We start from the raw sequence: 16,204 nt of genomic DNA, 5'->3' as shown, positions 1-16,204 counted from the left end.
ACGGCAGAAAGACACATGATCAGGTCCCTGCGCAAGCGGGGCAGGTGAGGTCGCGGAATTTCGTCTCGGGGTGAGTCTGGACATATTCGTCGAGTGCGGCTTGAGAAATCTGCGAAGGGTGAGATGTCCTGCAAGACGGACAGACAGGGATCAATTGTTGTAAGGCCACCATGTGGCGCAGTGTGTGGTCTAGTTCGGTGATCGTTTTGGTGACTTCTTGCTCCCAGCTTTTTCTCGCCTCGGTCTCCTGTTTGAGTTTGATCGCCGATTTGACTCTGGCCAAGAGCTCGACCGGTTCGACCGGTTTTCTGACGTAGTCTGCCGCACCGGCGTCGAACGCCGCCTGTAAGAAGTCCTTTTGATTCCGTGCCGTCACCACGATGATGGGGACCTGTGCGAACGCATCGATCGCCTTGATGCGGCGACAGGCCTCGACTCCGTCCATATCCGGCATCTTGATGTCCATCAGAATCAGATCGACCTTGACGCCGTTGGTGCCGGCATGATCCAGGTCCAGCTGGGTGAAGGCATCACGCGCTGACGAGATGGTGATCAAGTCCCGATAGCCTGCATTCTTCAGGATATGGTGAAGCAGCAGACGCTCGTCGGGAGAGTCGTCGACAATCAAAATGGCCACTACCCCCTCCTTCATAGGCTTGTACGCGAAGATACGTACACCAGTATAGGACTTATTCCCAAAGCGGCAAGAAAAAAGCGGAAGAGAGGGATCAACGACTTGCGCGTTGACCTCCGGAGGACCCTCCGTTAAGATGCGCCTCCGAAGGTAACGCATGCCGGATTGACCTAGTGCTTTCGAAGATCCACTCATGACAACCTATCGTGACGCCGGTGTAGATATCGACGCAGGAGATGAGTTGGTCGACCGTATCAGGCCACTCGTCCGATCCACGTTTCGTCCGGAAGTCCTCGCAGATTTGGGCGGGTTTGGAGGGCTGTTCGGCTTACAAGCCGGCAAATACAACGAACCTGTGCTTGTCTCCGGAACGGATGGGGTGGGCACCAAATTGAAGATCGCTTTCATGATGGATAAGCATGATACCGTCGGGATCGACCTGGTGGCGATGTGTGTCAACGATATCGCGGTGAGCGGGGCGGAGCCGCTGTTCTTTTTGGACTATTTCGCCACCGGAAAGTTGTCCGTATCGAAGGCCCAAGCCGTAGTTTCAGGGATCGCCGAAGGCTGCCGTCAAGCCGGGTGCGCGTTGATCGGGGGAGAGACGGCGGAGATGCCGTCGCTGTACGCCCACGGTGAGTACGATCTGGCCGGATTCGCTGTCGGTGTGGTTGAAAAGTCGAAAATTGTCGATGGGAAAGCCATCGAGCCGGGCGACGCGGTGCTCGGATTGGCGTCTACGGGGTTGCATAGCAATGGCTTTTCGCTGGCGCGCCGTGTGTTATTCGACCAGGAGCAGTTGACGGTGGCGAGTCGATTGCCGGAACTCGATCGCCCACTAGGAGAAGTATTGCTCACACCGACCAGAATTTATGCCAAGCAGATTCTCTCTCTCATTCAAGAATTTCCCATCAAAGCCGTGGCTCATATTACCGGCGGAGGGATCACGGAAAATCTGCCGAGGGTTTTCCCACAAGGGATGCGCGCGAAGATCAGCCGCAATGCCTGGCCCGTTCCAGCGATCTTCGAGGTGATGAGCCGGTTAGGGCAGGTCGATCGCGAAGAGATGTACCGGGTGTTCAATATGGGCATCGGGTTGATCCTCGTGGTGCCGCCCGCTTCGGTGTCAGGAGTACTTGCCCATACCGCGGCGCTGGGCGATCGAGGATGGCAAATCGGCGAAATCGTGTCTTCCACCGCAGAAGAGCCGGAGGTGGAGTATGTCGATTAGCCGAACGACTCCTCTGCGGATCGCTGTGCTGGCATCCGGTCGCGGCTCGAATTTGCAAGCCATTATCGATGCCATTGAGGCGGGCCGGACGCAGGCGCAGATTGTGGCCGTCATTAGCAACAAGAAGGATGCCGTGGCGCTCGAGCGCGCGAGAAAGCACGACCTGAAAGATCTGTTCGTCGATCCCAAACCCTTTGCGGGACGACCGGACAGTCGTGAAGCCTATGACCTGGCGCTGCTGGATGTGCTCCGACACCATGATGTAGAGCTCGTCTTATTGGCGGGCTATATGAAAATTGTCACCGCCGTGCTGGTTGACGCGTATGCCAACCGGATGATGAATATCCATCCGTCGCTATTGCCCTCATTTCCCGGTTTGGATGTGCAGAAGAAAGCCATCGATTGGGGCTGTAAGTTGGCGGGATGCACGGTACATTTCGTCACGGAAGGTGTGGATGAAGGGCCGATCATCATCCAGGCCGCTGTACCGATCTTGGACAATGACACTCCTGAAACCCTGGCCGCCAGAATCCTTGTGCAAGAGCACAAGATCTATCCACGCGCCGTACAGCTCTTTGCCGAAGGCCGACTGCGCGTCGACGGTCGCCGTGTCTTCATCGATGCCGCCAAGCCGGACGGGGAGGCTGTGATCAGCTCTTCGTGATCAGTTCCTCTGAATAGACTCTCCATACTCACGCCACAATTTCATCGTTGCCAAATGGATGAGGTATGGCTGTCCAATGCGAGCGAAAATTCCAGAGTATGTTTCAAAGCCTGTATCGTCAACGGCGCATTGCCCTCCGATCGATTGTTCACCAGCACATAGGCCCGACGATTCTCTCCCACGGTCTGTTTGATGAGGGCCACCGTTTCTTCCCTCATCTGTGGCAACACTCCCACGATCTTGTTGTAGGGCGCCGCCCGTTTGACGGCTGCGTCATGGCTCATGTTGAGCGGCGTGAGCAGGCGTATGACGGCGAACGACGCGGTGAAATGCTCATTCATTCGTGTGTGCTGGTGTAGGAGTCCCGGCATATAGGACCAGTGGTTGTACACGTGGGCCACCCCATGGCTCTCGAGGACCTTTCTGTATTCAGGACCCAGCAGCCCGGCGTTCCGGATTTCCACCGCATAGCGAAGGTCTTGCGGTAATTGTCCGAAGAACCGGTCCAGCCGTGAGCAGAACTCACCCGTGGGCATCCCGTGTTGTTGAAATTCAAACATGAGTACTCCCATGTGTGGCTGAAAATTCGCCTCCCGATAGGGCGTGAGGACCAGCTCATTGAACAGCTTCGCATCAAGGAATCGCGGGTTCGCTTGCCCCGCCTTGGAGCCATAACGAACCTGGGTTGCAAACGTGTGGATGGTCATCTCCTCCCAGACCTTGAAACACATCTCGAAGTCTTCCGGGATCTGGTTGAGATAGTAACGGAGTTGGTTGGTTGTGGGTGGTCGGTAGAAAGTGGAATCGTTGCCGACCGTACGAAAGAGCGGTTCACCGTTGTGGAGGTACTGGCAATATTCCCCCAAACATTCACGGGCAAACGCCGTCTTCGCATACTGCCGCTGATAGATTTGGCCTTTCCAGCCTTCGTAGGTCCACGTCGAGGTACCGAATCGAATCAGAGGGGAGGGCGACATGGGTGCACGATTGTACTGGAGGAGAATTAAAGAAACTAGGGCTACTCCCAGGTCCAAAAGCACGTACGGTTCTCCTATCGTAGGGAGAACACTCCACACCCGAGAGGCACGCTATGGCTCGGAAAGATTCACAGTATATCGCGCCTCTTCCCTTCGAGCGCATTTTGATGGACCTTCGTCCATTGCGGCAGTATCCCCTGCCCAATGGACGGCGATCAAAGTTCAAAAACAGGCAAGCGGCGCTGTTAGGGATGGGCACGCGGATGGGGCGAGCATTGCTCAGGCGAATGTCGGTTGAAGAGGGTAAGGGACGAACGTCGCAGCGCGTCAAACCAAAGTCAGGTTCTACTCGCTAGACACACTTGCAGGATAGCTTCATTGGGCGCCTACCGAGCAACTTCTTCATAGGGAAACGGGCAGGGGGGTATCTTCCCCTGCCCGTCGTATGTTCGCCGTAGGTCGTCTCTTATTTGACTTCATTCAGATGCGTGAGGGCGGCTTCGGCATGTTCCGTTGCAGCGTCGGCGTGGCCCGCCTTACCATGCTCGATGGCTTCGGTCAGATGGTTGATCGCTTCGGTTAAATGAGGGTTTTTGCCTCCCCTCTCAGCGTGATTCCGAGCCTTTTCGGCATGTGTGACCACCGCATCGGCATGGCCCTGTTTGCCATGTTCCACGGCTTCTTTGGTGTGCATGACGGCGTCCTTCACGTTACCGGCTGGGGACGGCTGTGCGTGGAGTATCGGCGCACCGACGAACATTCCAAGTGCAACACCAATGAGAGCACCACGGTAGAATCTGCTGGTCATCTTTGCCTCCCTTATTGTGGTTAGATTACACCGCCGCAAAAGACTGTAGGAAACTTCCGCTTATTTTAGCAAGTATCAGCTCTTGTATGTTCTCCATGAAGGAGGTCGGTGAAGAGCGCGGATATCACCCATTGTTGGTACCATTGATCGGCTTCAAATTACGGGGAATTGTGGTTGCGGTATGTCATGGCGCAAAGACCACAGACACAGCCGACCGTAGACATGTGTAGACGAGATTGATGCGAAGGTCAAGCCGTAATCGGTTCCCTGTCTTGATTATTTTTCCACGCCGCGTATTCAAACGCACGTGTTTTAGCCTCTGGGCCTGAAAAGGCAGCCATGTGAATGTCCCCATCCCCATCTTCGTTAAAAGCCTCTACGATCCATTCCCGATCAAAGCGAGATGGTCTGACTTGGTATTTCATGCGCCCTCCTTTGACTGTGTGCGCAATGTTGCCTGATTGCCGATTGCAGAGAACTAGGAGAATCTTTAGGTCAGTGGAATTCTCAAATTTGCAGATGCGTAAGCCGTCGGGTAAGGTAACTCTATGAAGAAAAGACAATCATTCAACGATCCGAAAGCCATCGCGCACGACATGCTTCAGGCTATTGCCGGAGAACCCGTCGGAACGACTTCAGTCAAGCGAGAGACCTCCAATACTCCCACCAAGAACCCTGCCGCTGTTGCTTTAGGTCGGTTAGGGGGCCTGAAGGGCGGGAAGGCAAGGGCCGCGAAGCTATCAGCCACGAAGAGAACGAGAATCGCTAAACAGGCTGCCCAAAGTCGATGGAAGAAGAACGGCGCCTAGTCTGAGAACCTTCGCGGCTGCTTAGAGTACCTTCTCAGCCTTCTCTCTCTCGAGTTGTGCCACAGCCATCGCCAGATGTTCAGGAAGCTGCTGGACGGCCATCTGTTATGTGAGCCGATGTGGAGAAGGGGGAAACCGGGCTATCGTTTCACTACGACAGGGACGCTGGATTGCCTACTGATGGCGGTAAATTCGTGCCCAACGAATTTGGTGGAGGGCACGGGAGTTGAACCCGCGACCCCTACGTTGCGAACGTAGTGCTCTCCCAACTGAGCTAGCCCCCCACCTGTGGGAAACGGGTCACGCGATCTCTGAAGCCCGCAGGGTTCGCTGCGCATCAGCGCGCAGGGTTTAGCTGCGGAAGGAGAACGGGGAGGAACATAGGCTCGCGTACCCGTGATCGGCATTATACACAACCTGCTATCGAGTCTCTACCAGGACCTTTAGCCTACACGGTGAGACAAATGTGGTTTTTTATGTGAGGTGAAAAAAGTATCGACGAGGAGCCAGCACCTATTCCCTCGACAGGCCATCTCAGGGTTTTTTATCGGTAGGTAATTGTAACCCGGTGTAAAAAATCCTCCAGTTGTGCGATATGTTGATCGACGATCGAGCGGTCATGGCGTTGCGCCGCGAGCTCCAGGGCGGCGCCAATTTCGCTAATCCTGTCGAACCCGAAGCCGCCTCCATCACCCTTCATGCGATGGCCCAGATTCTGAATCGTCCTGAAGTCTTGCTCGGTCAGTGCGACTCGAAGTGTCAGGAGATCTTTCTTCCGGTTCGCTAAAAAGATCGGTACGATATCCTCAAGGTCACGACTAATTTCCACAGGTAATCGGTCCCTTGATTCGGGAGGTAAGGGGTTCATCACCGGACGATGTGTTCCTTGTGCGCCCGAAGAACCTCCAACAAGGTGGATTTCTTTACAGGCTTGGTCAGATGAGTGTTGCAGCCGGCTTCAATGATGCGGGTGCCTTCTTCTTTGAGGGCCAACGCGGTAAGGGCGATGATCGGTGTAGGCGGCAGATCATGGTCTCGTTCCCATGATCGAATCGCTTTGGTTGCGGTATAGCCGTCCATCACGGGCATATGCATGTCCATCAAGATGACGTCGTAATGTTCGCTTTTGAATTTATCCAATGCGATCGCGCCATGGTCTGCCACGTCGAGGAAGCAGTCGGTCTGCTTCAGGTACGACCGTACCAGCAGTTGGTTGTCAGGAGAATCCTCAACCAAGAGTACCCGCAAGGCCCGCGTCGGAGTCGCCGTCGATGACTCCGCGACTTCCACAGTCGTTGGCGCAGCTCCTTTTGCCCGGCCCAGGGCGATTCCGATCGTTTGCAGGAGGTCGGAGCGTCGAATAGGCTTAATCAGGTACCCACCAAGGCCGAGATCATACGTCCGAGCGATATCATCAGCCCAATGGTCGGAGGTCAACATGATCACCGTCGGGCCTTGCCCGCCGGATAGTGCGCTCACCTGTTCCGCAACTTGAAATCCGTTCATCCCCGGCATACGGCAGTCGAGGAGTAGGAGTTCGTAGGCCTCACCCTGGTCGGCTGCGCGTTGGAGTGTGTCCAATGCCGTCTTTCCGTCGCTCGCTTCCGTGACCTGAGCGCCCCAGCTCCCCAGCGTTTCGCGGAGTATGAGGCGATTGGTCGGATGGTCATCCACCACCAGGGCTCTGACTCCTGTAAGATCGATCTGTGCTGCGGCCTTCTGTGCTTTCTGGGTGAGTTCTGTCTGGACCTGAAGCAGGATCGAGCAGTGAAAGGTGCTGCCCCTCCCCACCGTACTCTCTGCCGAGATCCGGCCGTTCATCCGTTCGGCAAGGCGCTTGGTAATTGCAAGGCCGAGACCTGTGCCTCCGAACTGCCTGGTGGTTGACACGTGGGCCTGCGTAAAATTGTCGAAGATCAAGTCGAGCTTATCTGAAGGAATGCCGATTCCGGTATCGCTCACGGAAAATCGAACAGCGCCGGCAATATGTCGGTCGGGATCGTTGGTCACACGAACTTCAACAGAGCCTTTTTCGGTAAATTTGAGAGCGTTGCCGATGAGATTGATCAGAATTTGCGTCAGCCGCGTCGGATCACCGATCAAATGACAAGGCACCTCTCGGTCCACATGCGAGGCGAGTTCCAGTCCCTTCTCGTTGGCCCGCATCGCCAGTATATCGATGGCCTTATCGATGACTTCGTTCAAATCGAACTCGATGGCTTCCAACTCCAAGTGTCCCGCTTCGACTTTGGAGAGGTCCAAGATATCGTTGATGAGACTCAACAGTGTGCCGCCGGCTCGTCGAAAGATGCGCAGGTACTTGCGCTGATCCGGTGTCAGCGGAGTTTCCCAGAGAAGGTCGGCCATACCGATGATCGCATTCATCGGGGTACGGATCTCATGACTCATGCTGGCCAGGAACTCGCTCTTTGCTCGACTGGCCACCTCGGCGGCCTCCTTGGCGACGCGGAGGGCCTGTTCCACTTCACGCCGTTCGGCCGCCTCAAGTGCCAACGTCGCCATGGTTGCGAGGAGACCGGCGAGGTGCTCTTCATGGCGGCTCCATTGTCGAGGTATCCCCACTGACTCGGCGCAAAGGACTCCGACGAGCTGTCCCTTTTGCCTGATCGGCGCACTCAGCATGGCCTCGATGTTGAACGGCGCGAAATATGACGGCGCCAGCTCTTTGGTCCGGGGATCGTGACCAGCATGGTGGGATGCGATGGCTCGACGCTCACGGGTCAAGGACCGAAGATATGCAGGACAGTGCTTGGATTGGAACACAAAGTCGGGATTGGAGTGTTCCCGGCCCGTTTCACACAGGTCGACGAGTCTGATGGAATCTCGTTCTTTGGAGAGCAGCCATGTGCTGGCGCGCTTGACTTGCAGCAGGCTGCAGCAGGCTTTCGAAATGGCTTGGAACGCCTGTGAAAGGCTGCCGCTGTTCATGGCTTCACTTTGTGCCAGCTTATGCAGTGTTTCCTGGTACTGTTCCAACAGTGCAGCTGAGTTCGGCTTGAGTGAAGAGCGGGTCTGCTCGCCGCGTGGCGGTATACGGGAAACAGTGGTCCGGCCAGCGGGGATAGGGCGTTGGGAAGACTTGCCGGGTGCGGAGACTCGTTTTTGAGAGGCTACCCGTGGACGGCGTGACATGGGCGCGTGAACGCTCAGCGAGTGTTGTGAGGAGGTTCCTGGTCGTCGTGTGAGTCCGGGACCAACATCAGAATGCTGGCCGATTTTGCCCGGTTGCGTCCCTCTTGTTTGGCTTGATAAAGCGCCTGATCTGCAGCCTTGATGAGGTCGGTCGGGGAGGAGTTTCTGTTGGGAACCACGCAGGCGTACCCGACGCTGATCGTCACGAGTTCCCCGTCCGAGTGCTTAATCCCCAGCGATTCGACTCGGCGGCGCAGGCTCTCTGCGACTTGAGCCGCGCCGTCAATGCCTGTGCCGGGCAATACCGTGACGAACTCATCTCCTCCGTAGCGGGCGACCAAATCACCGGGACGATTCACCGAGCTGGAGACTGCCGCAGAGACTTGTTTCAGACATTCATCACCTGCGGTGTGACCTTTGGAATCGTTGTAGGTCTTAAACCGGTCGATATCGAACATGATCAGAGACAGGGGAGTCGACTCGCGCACGGCTCTTCGCCATTCCTGGTCCAGAAAATCGTCGAATTGGCGTCGGTTGGTGATGCCGGTCAATCCATCCAAACAGGAGAGGCGGAGCAGCATCTGATTGGCCTCTTGGAGTTGACGCATGACCTCGAGGAGTTCTTGCTCACGTGCCCGGCGGCGGTCGATTTCATGAACGAGCCGGAGGACTGACCGCACTCTGGTCAGGAGCTCGATCTTGTTGACCGGCTTGGCGACGTAATCCATGGCACCGGCGGCAAATGCCAGCTGCAGATCCACCGGGTCTGTCTTGACCGTGACCATGATGATCGGTGTGTCTCGGAACCGGTCGACGGCTTTTATTTGGCGGCAGGCTTCGATGCCGTTCATTTGTGGCATCAGAATATCCATGAGGATCAGATCGACCCGTGCGATGCCGTGTTTGCCGCCGTCGAGGCCCAAATACTTAAACGCGGCGGCTGGAGAATCTGCCGCTAGAATGTCTTCATAGCCCGCCGTGGATAGAATAGTTTGCAACAGCAGGCGGTCATCCGCAGAATCGTCGACGATGAGAATGCTCATAAATTCACACAGTCTGATAAGGAAGGAAACTGGCGGAATCGTAACAGTTAGGCCTGATAAACGCCAGGATAAAGCTTTTTGAGGCAGGGTTGGCAGAGACCGTGGCTGAATTCTGCCTCCGAATGCTCACCGATATACTCTTCGAGCTGCTGCCAGAACCCACCGTCGTTGCGGATTTTCTTGCACGAGGCGCAGATCGGAATCAGGCCACGAAGCACCTTGACTTCCTTGAGGGCGCGTTGCAGTTCCTGATTGCTGCGGTGCAGCTCCGCCTCACGTTCCTTACGGCGATCCATCTCGTTCTTCAAGGTCAGGGCTGAAGCGACCCGCGCAAGCAATTCCACTTCGTTGACCGGCTTATTGATGTAGTCCATCGCCCCGGCTGAGAACGCTTCCTTCAGATTGTTGAGATCATTCTTAGCGGTTACCATGATGATGGGAATGTCGCGAAGGTGCGCCTGCTGTTTGATTCGGCGGCATGCCTCCACGCCGTCGATCTCGGGCATTAGTACGTCCATTAGAATTAAGTCGACCTTGACGGACAATTGAGCACCATCGAGGTTCAAGGTTGCAAACGCCGCCTGTGCAGAATCCACTGCGACAATCTGGTCGTGACCGGCCTTGGCCAGGATAGACTGAAGCAAGCGATGCTGGTCGGGCGAGTCGTCGACGATGAGGAGCGGCATAACGTTCTTAACGGCTGAGCTCCCGCAAAACTAAAGTCACGATGGGATCAGATCCAGTATAGCAAATGACTGTGGGGTATCAGGCGAGTTTGCTTTTGACCAAGTCGCTGAGTTGTTTGCCGTCGATGGGCTGCCCTCCAAGGCGAGCCATAACAGCTTTCATGACCAATCCCATGTCCTTCAGCGAGCGGGACCCAGTTTCGGCAATGACCGACCCAACGACGGTTTCAAGCTCTTGCGGGGAAAGCGGTTTTGGGAGGTAGGACTCGATGATCTCAATTTCCTTGCGCTCCTTTCCGGCGAGCTCCATCCGCTGGGCTTTTTCAAAGTGCTCGACTGATTCCCGTCGTTGTTTCACCAGGGTGGTCATCACTCGGCTCATTTCCGCGTCATCGAGGTCCCGTTTGAGTTCGACCTCTTTGTTCAGGACCGCAGCTTTGATCATCCGGATCACATCCATGCGAAGTTGATCGCGCGATTTCATCGCGAGCTTGAGGTCTTCGGTCAGGCGGTCGTGCAACGACATAGAGGATCTCTCGGGTTAAGGGGGAGCTACTGAGGAAGCATACCCTCCTGGTTTCAGTGAGTCAACGACATGGGGTGAGAATGGTATTCAGACGAAGGGGTGGTATGATAGGTCTCGATTCATCGAGACATCATTGCCAAGGAGGATGGAGATGTTCGGAGAAAAGACGGGGGGAACGGAACACAAACATCGGTGGGTTATTGTTGCAGCGGGAGTGGTGCTGGTGAGTATCGGTGGGTGTGCCGGCGAAGCGCCTAAGCCGGCGTCGACGGTGACGCAGGACCAGGTCCGTGATCATGGCGATAAGACGTTCGACAAGCTGAAACAAGAAGAGAAGAATCGTGCGGTTGGTTCCGGGGTGGGCCCTTACTGATTGGCGCTGGTGGGCCGGCGCGACAACTCGCGTAAAGGCTTCAGCAGTGGTAGTTCCCAGAACAGTCGGTTGTGGGCTCGTCGTTCGACTTGACGGGGTTCGTGGAAGGTCCTGAGTAGTAGAACCGAGACGACCAAGCGCAACAAACCTGAAATAAAGAATATAAACGGGAGATTCGAGACAGGCTCCAGAGTTACGGCTCCAAGCCCCAGTCTGGCAGGCAGCATATCGATCAACAGGCTGCCGATTACCGTTCCCATGGCCCACCCAAAGGCGTTGACGATGCTTGAAATAGCGACCGCCTTTGCACGGTCCGTTGGCTGCACTGCGTCGAAGACGTAGTTGTTCAGTCCAAGTCCAAGTCCTGCCCACACCACGCCTCCAAAGAAGTTCACGGCGACAAGAAAGAACCATGTCGTGTTGATTATGTACAGCATGGGCAGAAACGCTACGAGCAAGCCGGTGAAGGTGAGCAGTGCCTTGTTCCCAAAACGGTCACCGAACCGTCCCCAACCGGGCAGGGTGAGGAATTGACCGAAGATGCCTGCCGCGAGCCAGGCCCCATACTGCCAGTGAGCCAGGTGGAGATCCTGGAGCAGATAGATCACGAAGAAAGGACCGGCTACCAGGACAGCGGAATGCATGAGACCTGAAAACAGCAGAAAATGGCGAAAGTTTTCAGACATGCCGGTGCGGAAAAATTCCAGAAAGCCCGTTGGCGTCGTGCTCGGGTCAGGTGTTGGTAAGCCGCTGACGTTCCGCAGCAAGAAGGCCGGCGCGCTCCGGCAAACACCGGCTGTGAGGAACATGACCGCGAAACCGATCCAAAGGAGTTGCCGCTCTTCGAAAAAACTCAAGAGGACTCCCGCCAGGCAGAGCGCGATAAAACTGGTCAGTGCAATCACCCGTGCTCGTTTGGCGAAGTACATGCCTCGCTCGTTGGGTTCCAGCAAGTCGGTGATGAGACTGTTCCAAGCAGGAGACGTGAAATGGCTGAAGATGAAATAGACGGCGACGGCGGCTATGAGGAGCCAAGGCCCTTGGTTGGGCCAGAGCAATGGTAGTGCCAAGATTGGGATCCAGGATAGGGACTGACCGATGATCCCCCAGAAGACTTGAGAGGCTCGGCTGGGGAACCAGTGGGATACCTTGACTGAAATCAACTGCGCCCATGTTCCTAACAGTTGTGGAACGGCGGAGAGGATGCTCAACTGGAATGGTGTCGCGTGGAGCAGCAGTGCAAAGGCCGAGAGGTACTGCTCGCCTCCGCCTTGGGCGACGGCTTGGAACAGCCCGTCCCGAATGCCGAAGCGCCGCCCGGATTCGTGTGGCTCTCTAGCGGCAGGGTCGACGGACTGTAATGTTGATGTCGATGCTTGTTGGGCAGTCATACAGGAACGCCAAGAGCACTCTACCATACCACCGGTATGGCACAAGGATTGATCGGATGATCAGCGGCGGTTATTGACCCCAATGATATGCCTCAGTACGATTGAATCCATGGCTGCTGATGTTCCTGTCGTGAGACTGTCACAAGGCTGGTTTGCCGTTGGTGTTCTGTGTGTCGTGCTTTTCTATGAACAGGTGGGGGTCGGCAAAGATCTCCTGCCTTCCAAAGAGCAGGAGTCCACGGAGATTGGAACGACACAAACCCCTTCATTCGACTATCAGGAAAAGGGCGTTCCACAGTCGCTCTTTACCTGGATCAAAATGGCCAAAGGGTTTGAGGTGGAATGGGATACGTTTGGACGAAAAGGGTGGTATAGCCAGGATCCGCGGCTGAAACCGATCGAGCCGGGCTGGATATTCACGCCGGAGATTCCAGCCATCTATATCGTTTTTGAAGTGGCTCCATTGGAAGATCCGGCACAGTTTGCAGTGCAATGGCAGCTCGAGCAGCCGAGCGGCCAGCCGAATGAGAGTCCGTTGGGCAAGGATGTGCTGGAAGTGCCGGGTCATGAGCGATATGGGTATCTCGAGTTGAAGCGTTCAGGCGCAAGATGGGCGGTGGGCAATTATCTGGCGAAGATCTATATCGCGCCGTTAGGGCAGCAGCCGTTTCATGCCGTGAATCAGGTCGGCACGATGCGCTTTACCGTCGCAGAGGTCGGACCTGCCTTGACGCCTGAACAGATGTCCGTCAAATAAGTTGAGAAAGAAAGGAGCGTTATGGGGGAGGGAGCCAGGATTACGGATCCGGAAAAACTGACGTTACTCTATGAGCGATTTCGGGATGTTTGCCTGGTCGAGAAAGAAGTCTGGAAGGAAATCTTTCTGCCTCGTGAAATCGCGCAGGGGCCGATTCGGACGAACATCCAAGACCGCTATGAGGTTGAGATTGATGATCCCGGTGTTGAAGCTGCTCTCGATACCAACATCGCTCTCGGATCGGCCGCCTTATGGGCGGCCGTCCAAGAATATCGCCGACACATCACGTTCTATCGGAAAACTTGACACCTGCCGTTCTCGAGGCCGCACGACGGCCACCATCGAACGTCGTTACACGGTCAGACGTTGCAAGGCGGCAATTCGTTCCTCCATCGGCGGATGAGTGGCGAAGAGGTGCATAAATCCGGACGTCTTGCCCGAGATCTTGAACGTCGCCAACGCATCTTGCGTCCCATACTCAGGCTGCGCGCGGGTGACCCACCGGTTGATCGATTCCAGGGCTGCGATCATTGCGCCCTTGCCATACACCTTCGCCGCAAACGCGTCCGCGCCGAATTCTCGGCGACGGGAATGCCAACTGATGACCAGCATGGCGAGAAAGGATAAGACGACCTGCAAAAAGATATAGACAACAAAGGCCAGGATCGGATTCCCCGCATTGCCTTCTTCCCGGTCTCCATGCGGTTGTCCGACCATCTGTGCCAGGAAGTTGCTGATGTAGTATACGAACGTGTTCATTAACCCGGCGAGCACAGTCGTCGTAAACATGTCTCCGTTATAGACGTGCCCCATTTCGTGGGCGAGCACCGCCTTCACTTCATCTTCCTTAAGATTTTGCAGCAGACCAGTGGATACCGCCACCATTGAATTGTTCTTGCTCGGACCGGTTGCAAACGCATTGGGATCAGGGGATTCGTACACCCAGACTTCCGGCATGGTGATGTTCAGCCGTTGAGCAATCTCCTGGACGGAGCCGTAAATCACGTGCTCGGCATGCGACCGAGGTTGAGTAATTTGCTGGCAGCTCAGCATCGCCCGGGCCATCTGCTTGGAGAATGCCAAGCTGATGAACGCACCGCCGAATCCGATCACCAGAGACCAGACCAACAGCTGCTGATTGAAGACTCCCCGCACATCGATCCCGAATGCAGGCAGGACGACGTTTATCAACAGGTTGGCCGTGAATGACAGCGTGATATAGATGAGGAAGTTTGCGATCAGAAACAGGCCAATACCCTTAAGCCACTTCATGGAAATCCTCCTTCGGGATTAGCTACTCGCTTGTATACGCGACCCGGCCATCGAACAGCCACTATTATACACAAACTGCCTTCCGGAAGTGACCGCATCAAGCGGCGGCCACCGTCCTTCAACCCCAACATAAGGACGCGTTCTGGAAAGTCAAGACTTTCGAAGTCTCTGAAAGTACGTGGATAATGTTGACCCCTTTCTGTGGTTCCTGTTAGAAAGTTCTCATGAGGGTCGGCAAACAACCTTTCTGGGTGCTCGGCATGGTGGGCTGCTTAACGATGCTGCTGCCTTCTATAGGACAGACTGCAGACACCACGATCCCCAGTCCGCCGATCATGGTTCCCACTTCACCGGATGGAGTTCAACGGGCTACGGTTATTCTCGACAGCTATTCCTATTCACCGAATCATCTGGTTGTGGAAAGGGGGAAGGCCGTCGAGTTGACGCTGACCAGTGTCACAACGATTACACCGCATAACTTCATTATCAAGAACTCGGCCGGAGGCTTGTCGATCGAGTACGATGTCGGAGCTGGGAAGACTGTCCTGGCTAGGTTTGTTCCGACGGAGCCTGGTCGCTTCCCGTTCTATTGCGACAAACGATTGTGGCCCATGCCCAGCCATCGAGACAAAGGGATGGAGGGGGTACTGGAAGTCAAGTAATGACTCTCTCCACGGCGACCACCACTTCCAAGAACGAGCTTCTTCGTGACCTTCTGAAACAAGTCTCGCGTCTGTTTTACACGACATTGGTCGTTGTGCCGGCAAATGTGCGTGATCAAGTGGGATTGGCGTACCTCTTTGCTCGGGCCGCCGATACGATCGCCGATACGGATTTGATCGACAGACCGCGCCGATTAAGTTTTCTTAACCGACTCAGAGAGCAGTTTCTCGGTGAACATCCCGACTGGGATCAGATCCGCACGATTCAACAAGCCGTGGGGCCTCTCCAACAACATTCAGCGGAACGAATCCTGCTCGAACGGTTGGACGAATGTTTCCGGCTGTTCCTGACCTGTTCCCCGGACGACCAACGTCGAATCCAGCGGGTAATGATGACGCTGACACAAGGAATGGAGATGGATCTGAGCGCCTTCCCTGGAGCTTCTGTGGCTGATCTCACCGCGCTCAAGACGCTCGATGATTTAGATCGGTATACCTATCATGTGGCCGGTTGTGTGGGTGAGTTCTGGACCTCTTTGATGTGTGCCCATCGCAAGGCACTGGCGCATTGGGATCGTCAACAGATGTCCGAAGTGGGGGTAAGATTCGGAAAAGGGCTGCAATTGACGAACATCGTGAAGGACATTGCCCACGATTTGCAGAAGGGGCGTTGTTACATTCCCGAAATGATGCTCGCCGAAGCCGGCCTGAAACCGTCGGATTTATTGGATCGGAACAACCTTCCTCGCTTCAGACCCGTCCTGATCAAGCTTGTCCGCCTGGCGGTCGGGCATCTGGATCAAGGCTGGTTCTATACGATGACGGTTCCGCGCCATGAAACCAGGTTACGGTTGGCATGCATGTGGCCGATCCTCTCAGCCGGAGAATCTCTCAAGCTCGTCATGAATTCTCCCGATTTATTGGATCCAGCCGTCAAAGTCAAAATCCCACGCAGCAAGGTCTATCAGATTATGGCGATGACGACGGGTACCGTGGCGTGTGGATACGCCGGAACCGCGTTGTGGGGGCATTTGCGAAAACAGATCGTGTGATTGAGAGGAACTGGTCGTTACATCATCTTATCCTTCGTTCTCCTTTTCCTTCATGGGGGAGGTCGGATGCTTCTCAATTGCGCGCATGCACCGAGCACATCGTTCACCACCTAGAAAATCAGAATAGTCAGATGTGCGGGGTGCGCGAGCACGAGAAGTATCCGGC

Annotated in this window: 20 protein-coding genes and 1 tRNA gene; 9 read left to right on the top strand and 12 right to left on the bottom strand. The window is 55.4% G+C overall.

Features of this window, described 5'->3' with window-relative positions; genetic code table 11:
* Positions 1-19 precede the first annotated feature (19 nt).
* A complete protein-coding gene (locus H8K03_03295) occupies positions 20-637 on the bottom strand; it encodes a response regulator (protein UVT20953.1) in 618 nt (205 codons plus the stop codon).
* A 190-nt stretch (positions 638-827) separates the two neighbouring features.
* Here H8K03_03295 and H8K03_03290 point away from each other — a divergent pair, with 190 nt between their 5' ends.
* Positions 828-1,865: a phosphoribosylformylglycinamidine cyclo-ligase gene (locus tag H8K03_03290; protein ID UVT20952.1), complete on the top strand. Its 1,038-nt coding sequence runs from the start codon at positions 828-830 to the stop codon at positions 1,863-1,865.
* A complete protein-coding gene (locus H8K03_03285) occupies positions 1,855-2,529 on the top strand; it encodes a phosphoribosylglycinamide formyltransferase (GenBank protein ID UVT20951.1) in 675 nt (224 codons plus the stop codon). Before H8K03_03290 ends, H8K03_03285 begins: the two co-directional genes overlap by 11 nt.
* A gap of 41 nt (positions 2,530-2,570) precedes the next feature.
* On the opposite strand, the gene H8K03_03280 is transcribed toward H8K03_03285, so the two are convergent.
* The gene (locus H8K03_03280; protein ID UVT20950.1) at positions 2,571-3,506 is read right to left on the bottom strand and encodes a DUF72 domain-containing protein; all 936 of its coding nucleotides are present in this window, start codon (positions 3,504-3,506) and stop codon (positions 2,571-2,573) included.
* A gap of 113 nt (positions 3,507-3,619) precedes the next feature.
* Between H8K03_03280 and H8K03_03275 the strand changes: the two genes are divergently transcribed.
* Positions 3,620-3,862 carry a hypothetical protein gene (locus tag H8K03_03275; protein ID UVT20949.1) on the top strand — a complete coding sequence of 81 codons (243 nt, stop codon included), beginning with the start codon at positions 3,620-3,622 and terminating at the stop codon, positions 3,860-3,862.
* Between the two features lie 110 nt (positions 3,863-3,972).
* On the opposite strand, the gene H8K03_03270 is transcribed toward H8K03_03275, so the two are convergent.
* Both H8K03_03270 and H8K03_03265 read right to left on the bottom strand, forming a co-directional pair.
* A complete protein-coding gene (locus H8K03_03270; GenBank protein ID UVT20948.1) occupies positions 3,973-4,314 on the bottom strand; it encodes a metal-binding protein SmbP in 342 nt (113 codons plus the stop codon).
* A gap of 248 nt (positions 4,315-4,562) precedes the next feature.
* Positions 4,563-4,739, bottom strand: a complete 177-nt coding sequence (locus tag H8K03_03265) for a hypothetical protein (GenBank protein UVT20947.1) — start codon at positions 4,737-4,739, stop codon at positions 4,563-4,565.
* 123 nt (positions 4,740-4,862) lie between these two features.
* Here H8K03_03265 and H8K03_03260 point away from each other — a divergent pair, with 123 nt between their 5' ends.
* Positions 4,863-5,123 carry a hypothetical protein gene (locus H8K03_03260; GenBank protein UVT22576.1) on the top strand — a complete coding sequence of 87 codons (261 nt, stop codon included), beginning with the start codon at positions 4,863-4,865 and terminating at the stop codon, positions 5,121-5,123.
* 208 nt (positions 5,124-5,331) lie between these two features.
* On the opposite strand, the gene H8K03_03255 is transcribed toward H8K03_03260, so the two are convergent.
* From H8K03_03255 to H8K03_03230, 6 genes are all read right to left on the bottom strand, one after another.
* Positions 5,332-5,407 (bottom strand) — tRNA-Ala (locus H8K03_03255).
* A gap of 260 nt (positions 5,408-5,667) precedes the next feature.
* On the bottom strand, positions 5,668-5,991 hold the full coding sequence (locus tag H8K03_03250) for an Hpt domain-containing protein (protein ID UVT20946.1): 324 nt from the start codon (positions 5,989-5,991) through the stop codon (positions 5,668-5,670).
* Complete coding sequence (locus tag H8K03_03245) at positions 5,991-8,276, bottom strand: response regulator (protein ID UVT20945.1); 2,286 nt, start codon at positions 8,274-8,276, stop codon at positions 5,991-5,993. Before H8K03_03245 ends, H8K03_03250 begins: the two co-directional genes overlap by 1 nt.
* Positions 8,277-8,290: 14 nt before the next feature.
* A complete protein-coding gene (locus tag H8K03_03240) occupies positions 8,291-9,319 on the bottom strand; it encodes a diguanylate cyclase (protein UVT20944.1) in 1,029 nt (342 codons plus the stop codon).
* Positions 9,320-9,366: 47 nt separating this feature from the next.
* Positions 9,367-10,005, bottom strand: coding sequence for a response regulator (locus H8K03_03235; protein ID UVT20943.1), 639 nt, complete (start codon positions 10,003-10,005; stop codon positions 9,367-9,369).
* 79 nt (positions 10,006-10,084) lie between these two features.
* On the bottom strand, positions 10,085-10,531 hold the full coding sequence (locus H8K03_03230; GenBank protein ID UVT20942.1) for a GatB/YqeY domain-containing protein: 447 nt from the start codon (positions 10,529-10,531) through the stop codon (positions 10,085-10,087).
* A gap of 151 nt (positions 10,532-10,682) precedes the next feature.
* On the opposite strand from H8K03_03230, the gene H8K03_03225 reads away from it, so the two are divergent.
* Positions 10,683-10,904 (top strand): hypothetical protein, encoded by a 222-nt coding sequence (locus H8K03_03225; GenBank protein ID UVT20941.1) that lies wholly within the window; start codon positions 10,683-10,685, stop codon positions 10,902-10,904.
* On the opposite strand, the gene H8K03_03220 is transcribed toward H8K03_03225, so the two are convergent.
* Entirely contained in the window at positions 10,898-12,295 is a 1,398-nt protein-coding gene (locus H8K03_03220; protein UVT20940.1) for an MFS transporter, read from the bottom strand. The two genes, H8K03_03225 and H8K03_03220, sit on opposite strands and share 7 nt — an antisense overlap.
* Positions 12,296-12,404: 109 nt before the next feature.
* Here H8K03_03220 and H8K03_03215 point away from each other — a divergent pair, with 109 nt between their 5' ends.
* Together H8K03_03215 and H8K03_03210 are read left to right on the top strand one after the other, a co-directional pair.
* On the top strand, positions 12,405-13,052 hold the full coding sequence (locus H8K03_03215; GenBank protein UVT20939.1) for a hypothetical protein: 648 nt from the start codon (positions 12,405-12,407) through the stop codon (positions 13,050-13,052).
* Positions 13,053-13,073: 21 nt separating this feature from the next.
* Positions 13,074-13,358, top strand: coding sequence for a hypothetical protein (locus tag H8K03_03210; protein UVT20938.1), 285 nt, complete (start codon positions 13,074-13,076; stop codon positions 13,356-13,358).
* Between the two features lie 45 nt (positions 13,359-13,403).
* Here the strand turns inward: H8K03_03210 and htpX are convergent, their stop codons facing one another.
* Positions 13,404-14,324, bottom strand: a complete 921-nt coding sequence (htpX, locus tag H8K03_03205) for a protease HtpX (GenBank protein UVT20937.1) — start codon at positions 14,322-14,324, stop codon at positions 13,404-13,406.
* A 224-nt stretch (positions 14,325-14,548) separates the two neighbouring features.
* Between htpX and H8K03_03200 the strand changes: the two genes are divergently transcribed.
* Positions 14,549-14,986, top strand: a complete 438-nt coding sequence (locus H8K03_03200; GenBank protein ID UVT20936.1) for a cupredoxin domain-containing protein — start codon at positions 14,549-14,551, stop codon at positions 14,984-14,986.
* Positions 14,986-16,038 carry a squalene/phytoene synthase family protein gene (locus H8K03_03195; GenBank protein ID UVT20935.1) on the top strand — a complete coding sequence of 351 codons (1,053 nt, stop codon included), beginning with the start codon at positions 14,986-14,988 and terminating at the stop codon, positions 16,036-16,038. Before H8K03_03200 ends, H8K03_03195 begins: the two co-directional genes overlap by 1 nt.
* Positions 16,039-16,204 lie beyond the last annotated feature (166 nt).

Source organism: Nitrospira sp. (genome assembly GCA_024760545.1).
GTDB lineage: Bacteria > Nitrospirota > Nitrospiria > Nitrospirales > Nitrospiraceae > Nitrospira_D.
This window is presented reverse-complemented; position numbering and strand designations above follow the sequence as displayed.

Coding starts and splice junctions, on each gene's coding strand:
- H8K03_03275 (UVT20949.1), top strand. CDS start 3,620: ATGGCTCGGAAAGATTCACAGTATATCGCGCCTCTTCCCTTCGAGCGC.
- H8K03_03225 (UVT20941.1), top strand. CDS start 10,683: ATGTTCGGAGAAAAGACGGGGGGAACGGAACACAAACATCGGTGGGTT.
- H8K03_03290 (UVT20952.1), top strand. CDS start 828: ATGACAACCTATCGTGACGCCGGTGTAGATATCGACGCAGGAGATGAG.
- H8K03_03250 (UVT20946.1), bottom strand. CDS start 5,991: ATGAACCCCTTACCTCCCGAATCAAGGGACCGATTACCTGTGGAAATT.
- H8K03_03285 (UVT20951.1), top strand. CDS start 1,855: ATGTCGATTAGCCGAACGACTCCTCTGCGGATCGCTGTGCTGGCATCC.
- H8K03_03215 (UVT20939.1), top strand. CDS start 12,405: ATGGCTGCTGATGTTCCTGTCGTGAGACTGTCACAAGGCTGGTTTGCC.
- H8K03_03245 (UVT20945.1), bottom strand. CDS start 8,276: ATGTCACGCCGTCCACGGGTAGCCTCTCAAAAACGAGTCTCCGCACCC.
- H8K03_03265 (UVT20947.1), bottom strand. CDS start 4,739: ATGAAATACCAAGTCAGACCATCTCGCTTTGATCGGGAATGGATCGTA.
- H8K03_03200 (UVT20936.1), top strand. CDS start 14,549: ATGAGGGTCGGCAAACAACCTTTCTGGGTGCTCGGCATGGTGGGCTGC.
- H8K03_03280 (UVT20950.1), bottom strand. CDS start 3,506: ATGTCGCCCTCCCCTCTGATTCGATTCGGTACCTCGACGTGGACCTAC.
- H8K03_03260 (UVT22576.1), top strand. CDS start 4,863: ATGAAGAAAAGACAATCATTCAACGATCCGAAAGCCATCGCGCACGAC.
- H8K03_03195 (UVT20935.1), top strand. CDS start 14,986: ATGACTCTCTCCACGGCGACCACCACTTCCAAGAACGAGCTTCTTCGT.
- H8K03_03235 (UVT20943.1), bottom strand. CDS start 10,005: ATGCCGCTCCTCATCGTCGACGACTCGCCCGACCAGCATCGCTTGCTT.
- H8K03_03220 (UVT20940.1), bottom strand. CDS start 12,295: ATGACTGCCCAACAAGCATCGACATCAACATTACAGTCCGTCGACCCT.
- H8K03_03270 (UVT20948.1), bottom strand. CDS start 4,314: ATGACCAGCAGATTCTACCGTGGTGCTCTCATTGGTGTTGCACTTGGA.
- H8K03_03230 (UVT20942.1), bottom strand. CDS start 10,531: ATGTCGTTGCACGACCGCCTGACCGAAGACCTCAAGCTCGCGATGAAA.
- htpX (UVT20937.1), bottom strand. CDS start 14,324: ATGAAGTGGCTTAAGGGTATTGGCCTGTTTCTGATCGCAAACTTCCTC.
- H8K03_03210 (UVT20938.1), top strand. CDS start 13,074: ATGGGGGAGGGAGCCAGGATTACGGATCCGGAAAAACTGACGTTACTC.
- H8K03_03240 (UVT20944.1), bottom strand. CDS start 9,319: ATGAGCATTCTCATCGTCGACGATTCTGCGGATGACCGCCTGCTGTTG.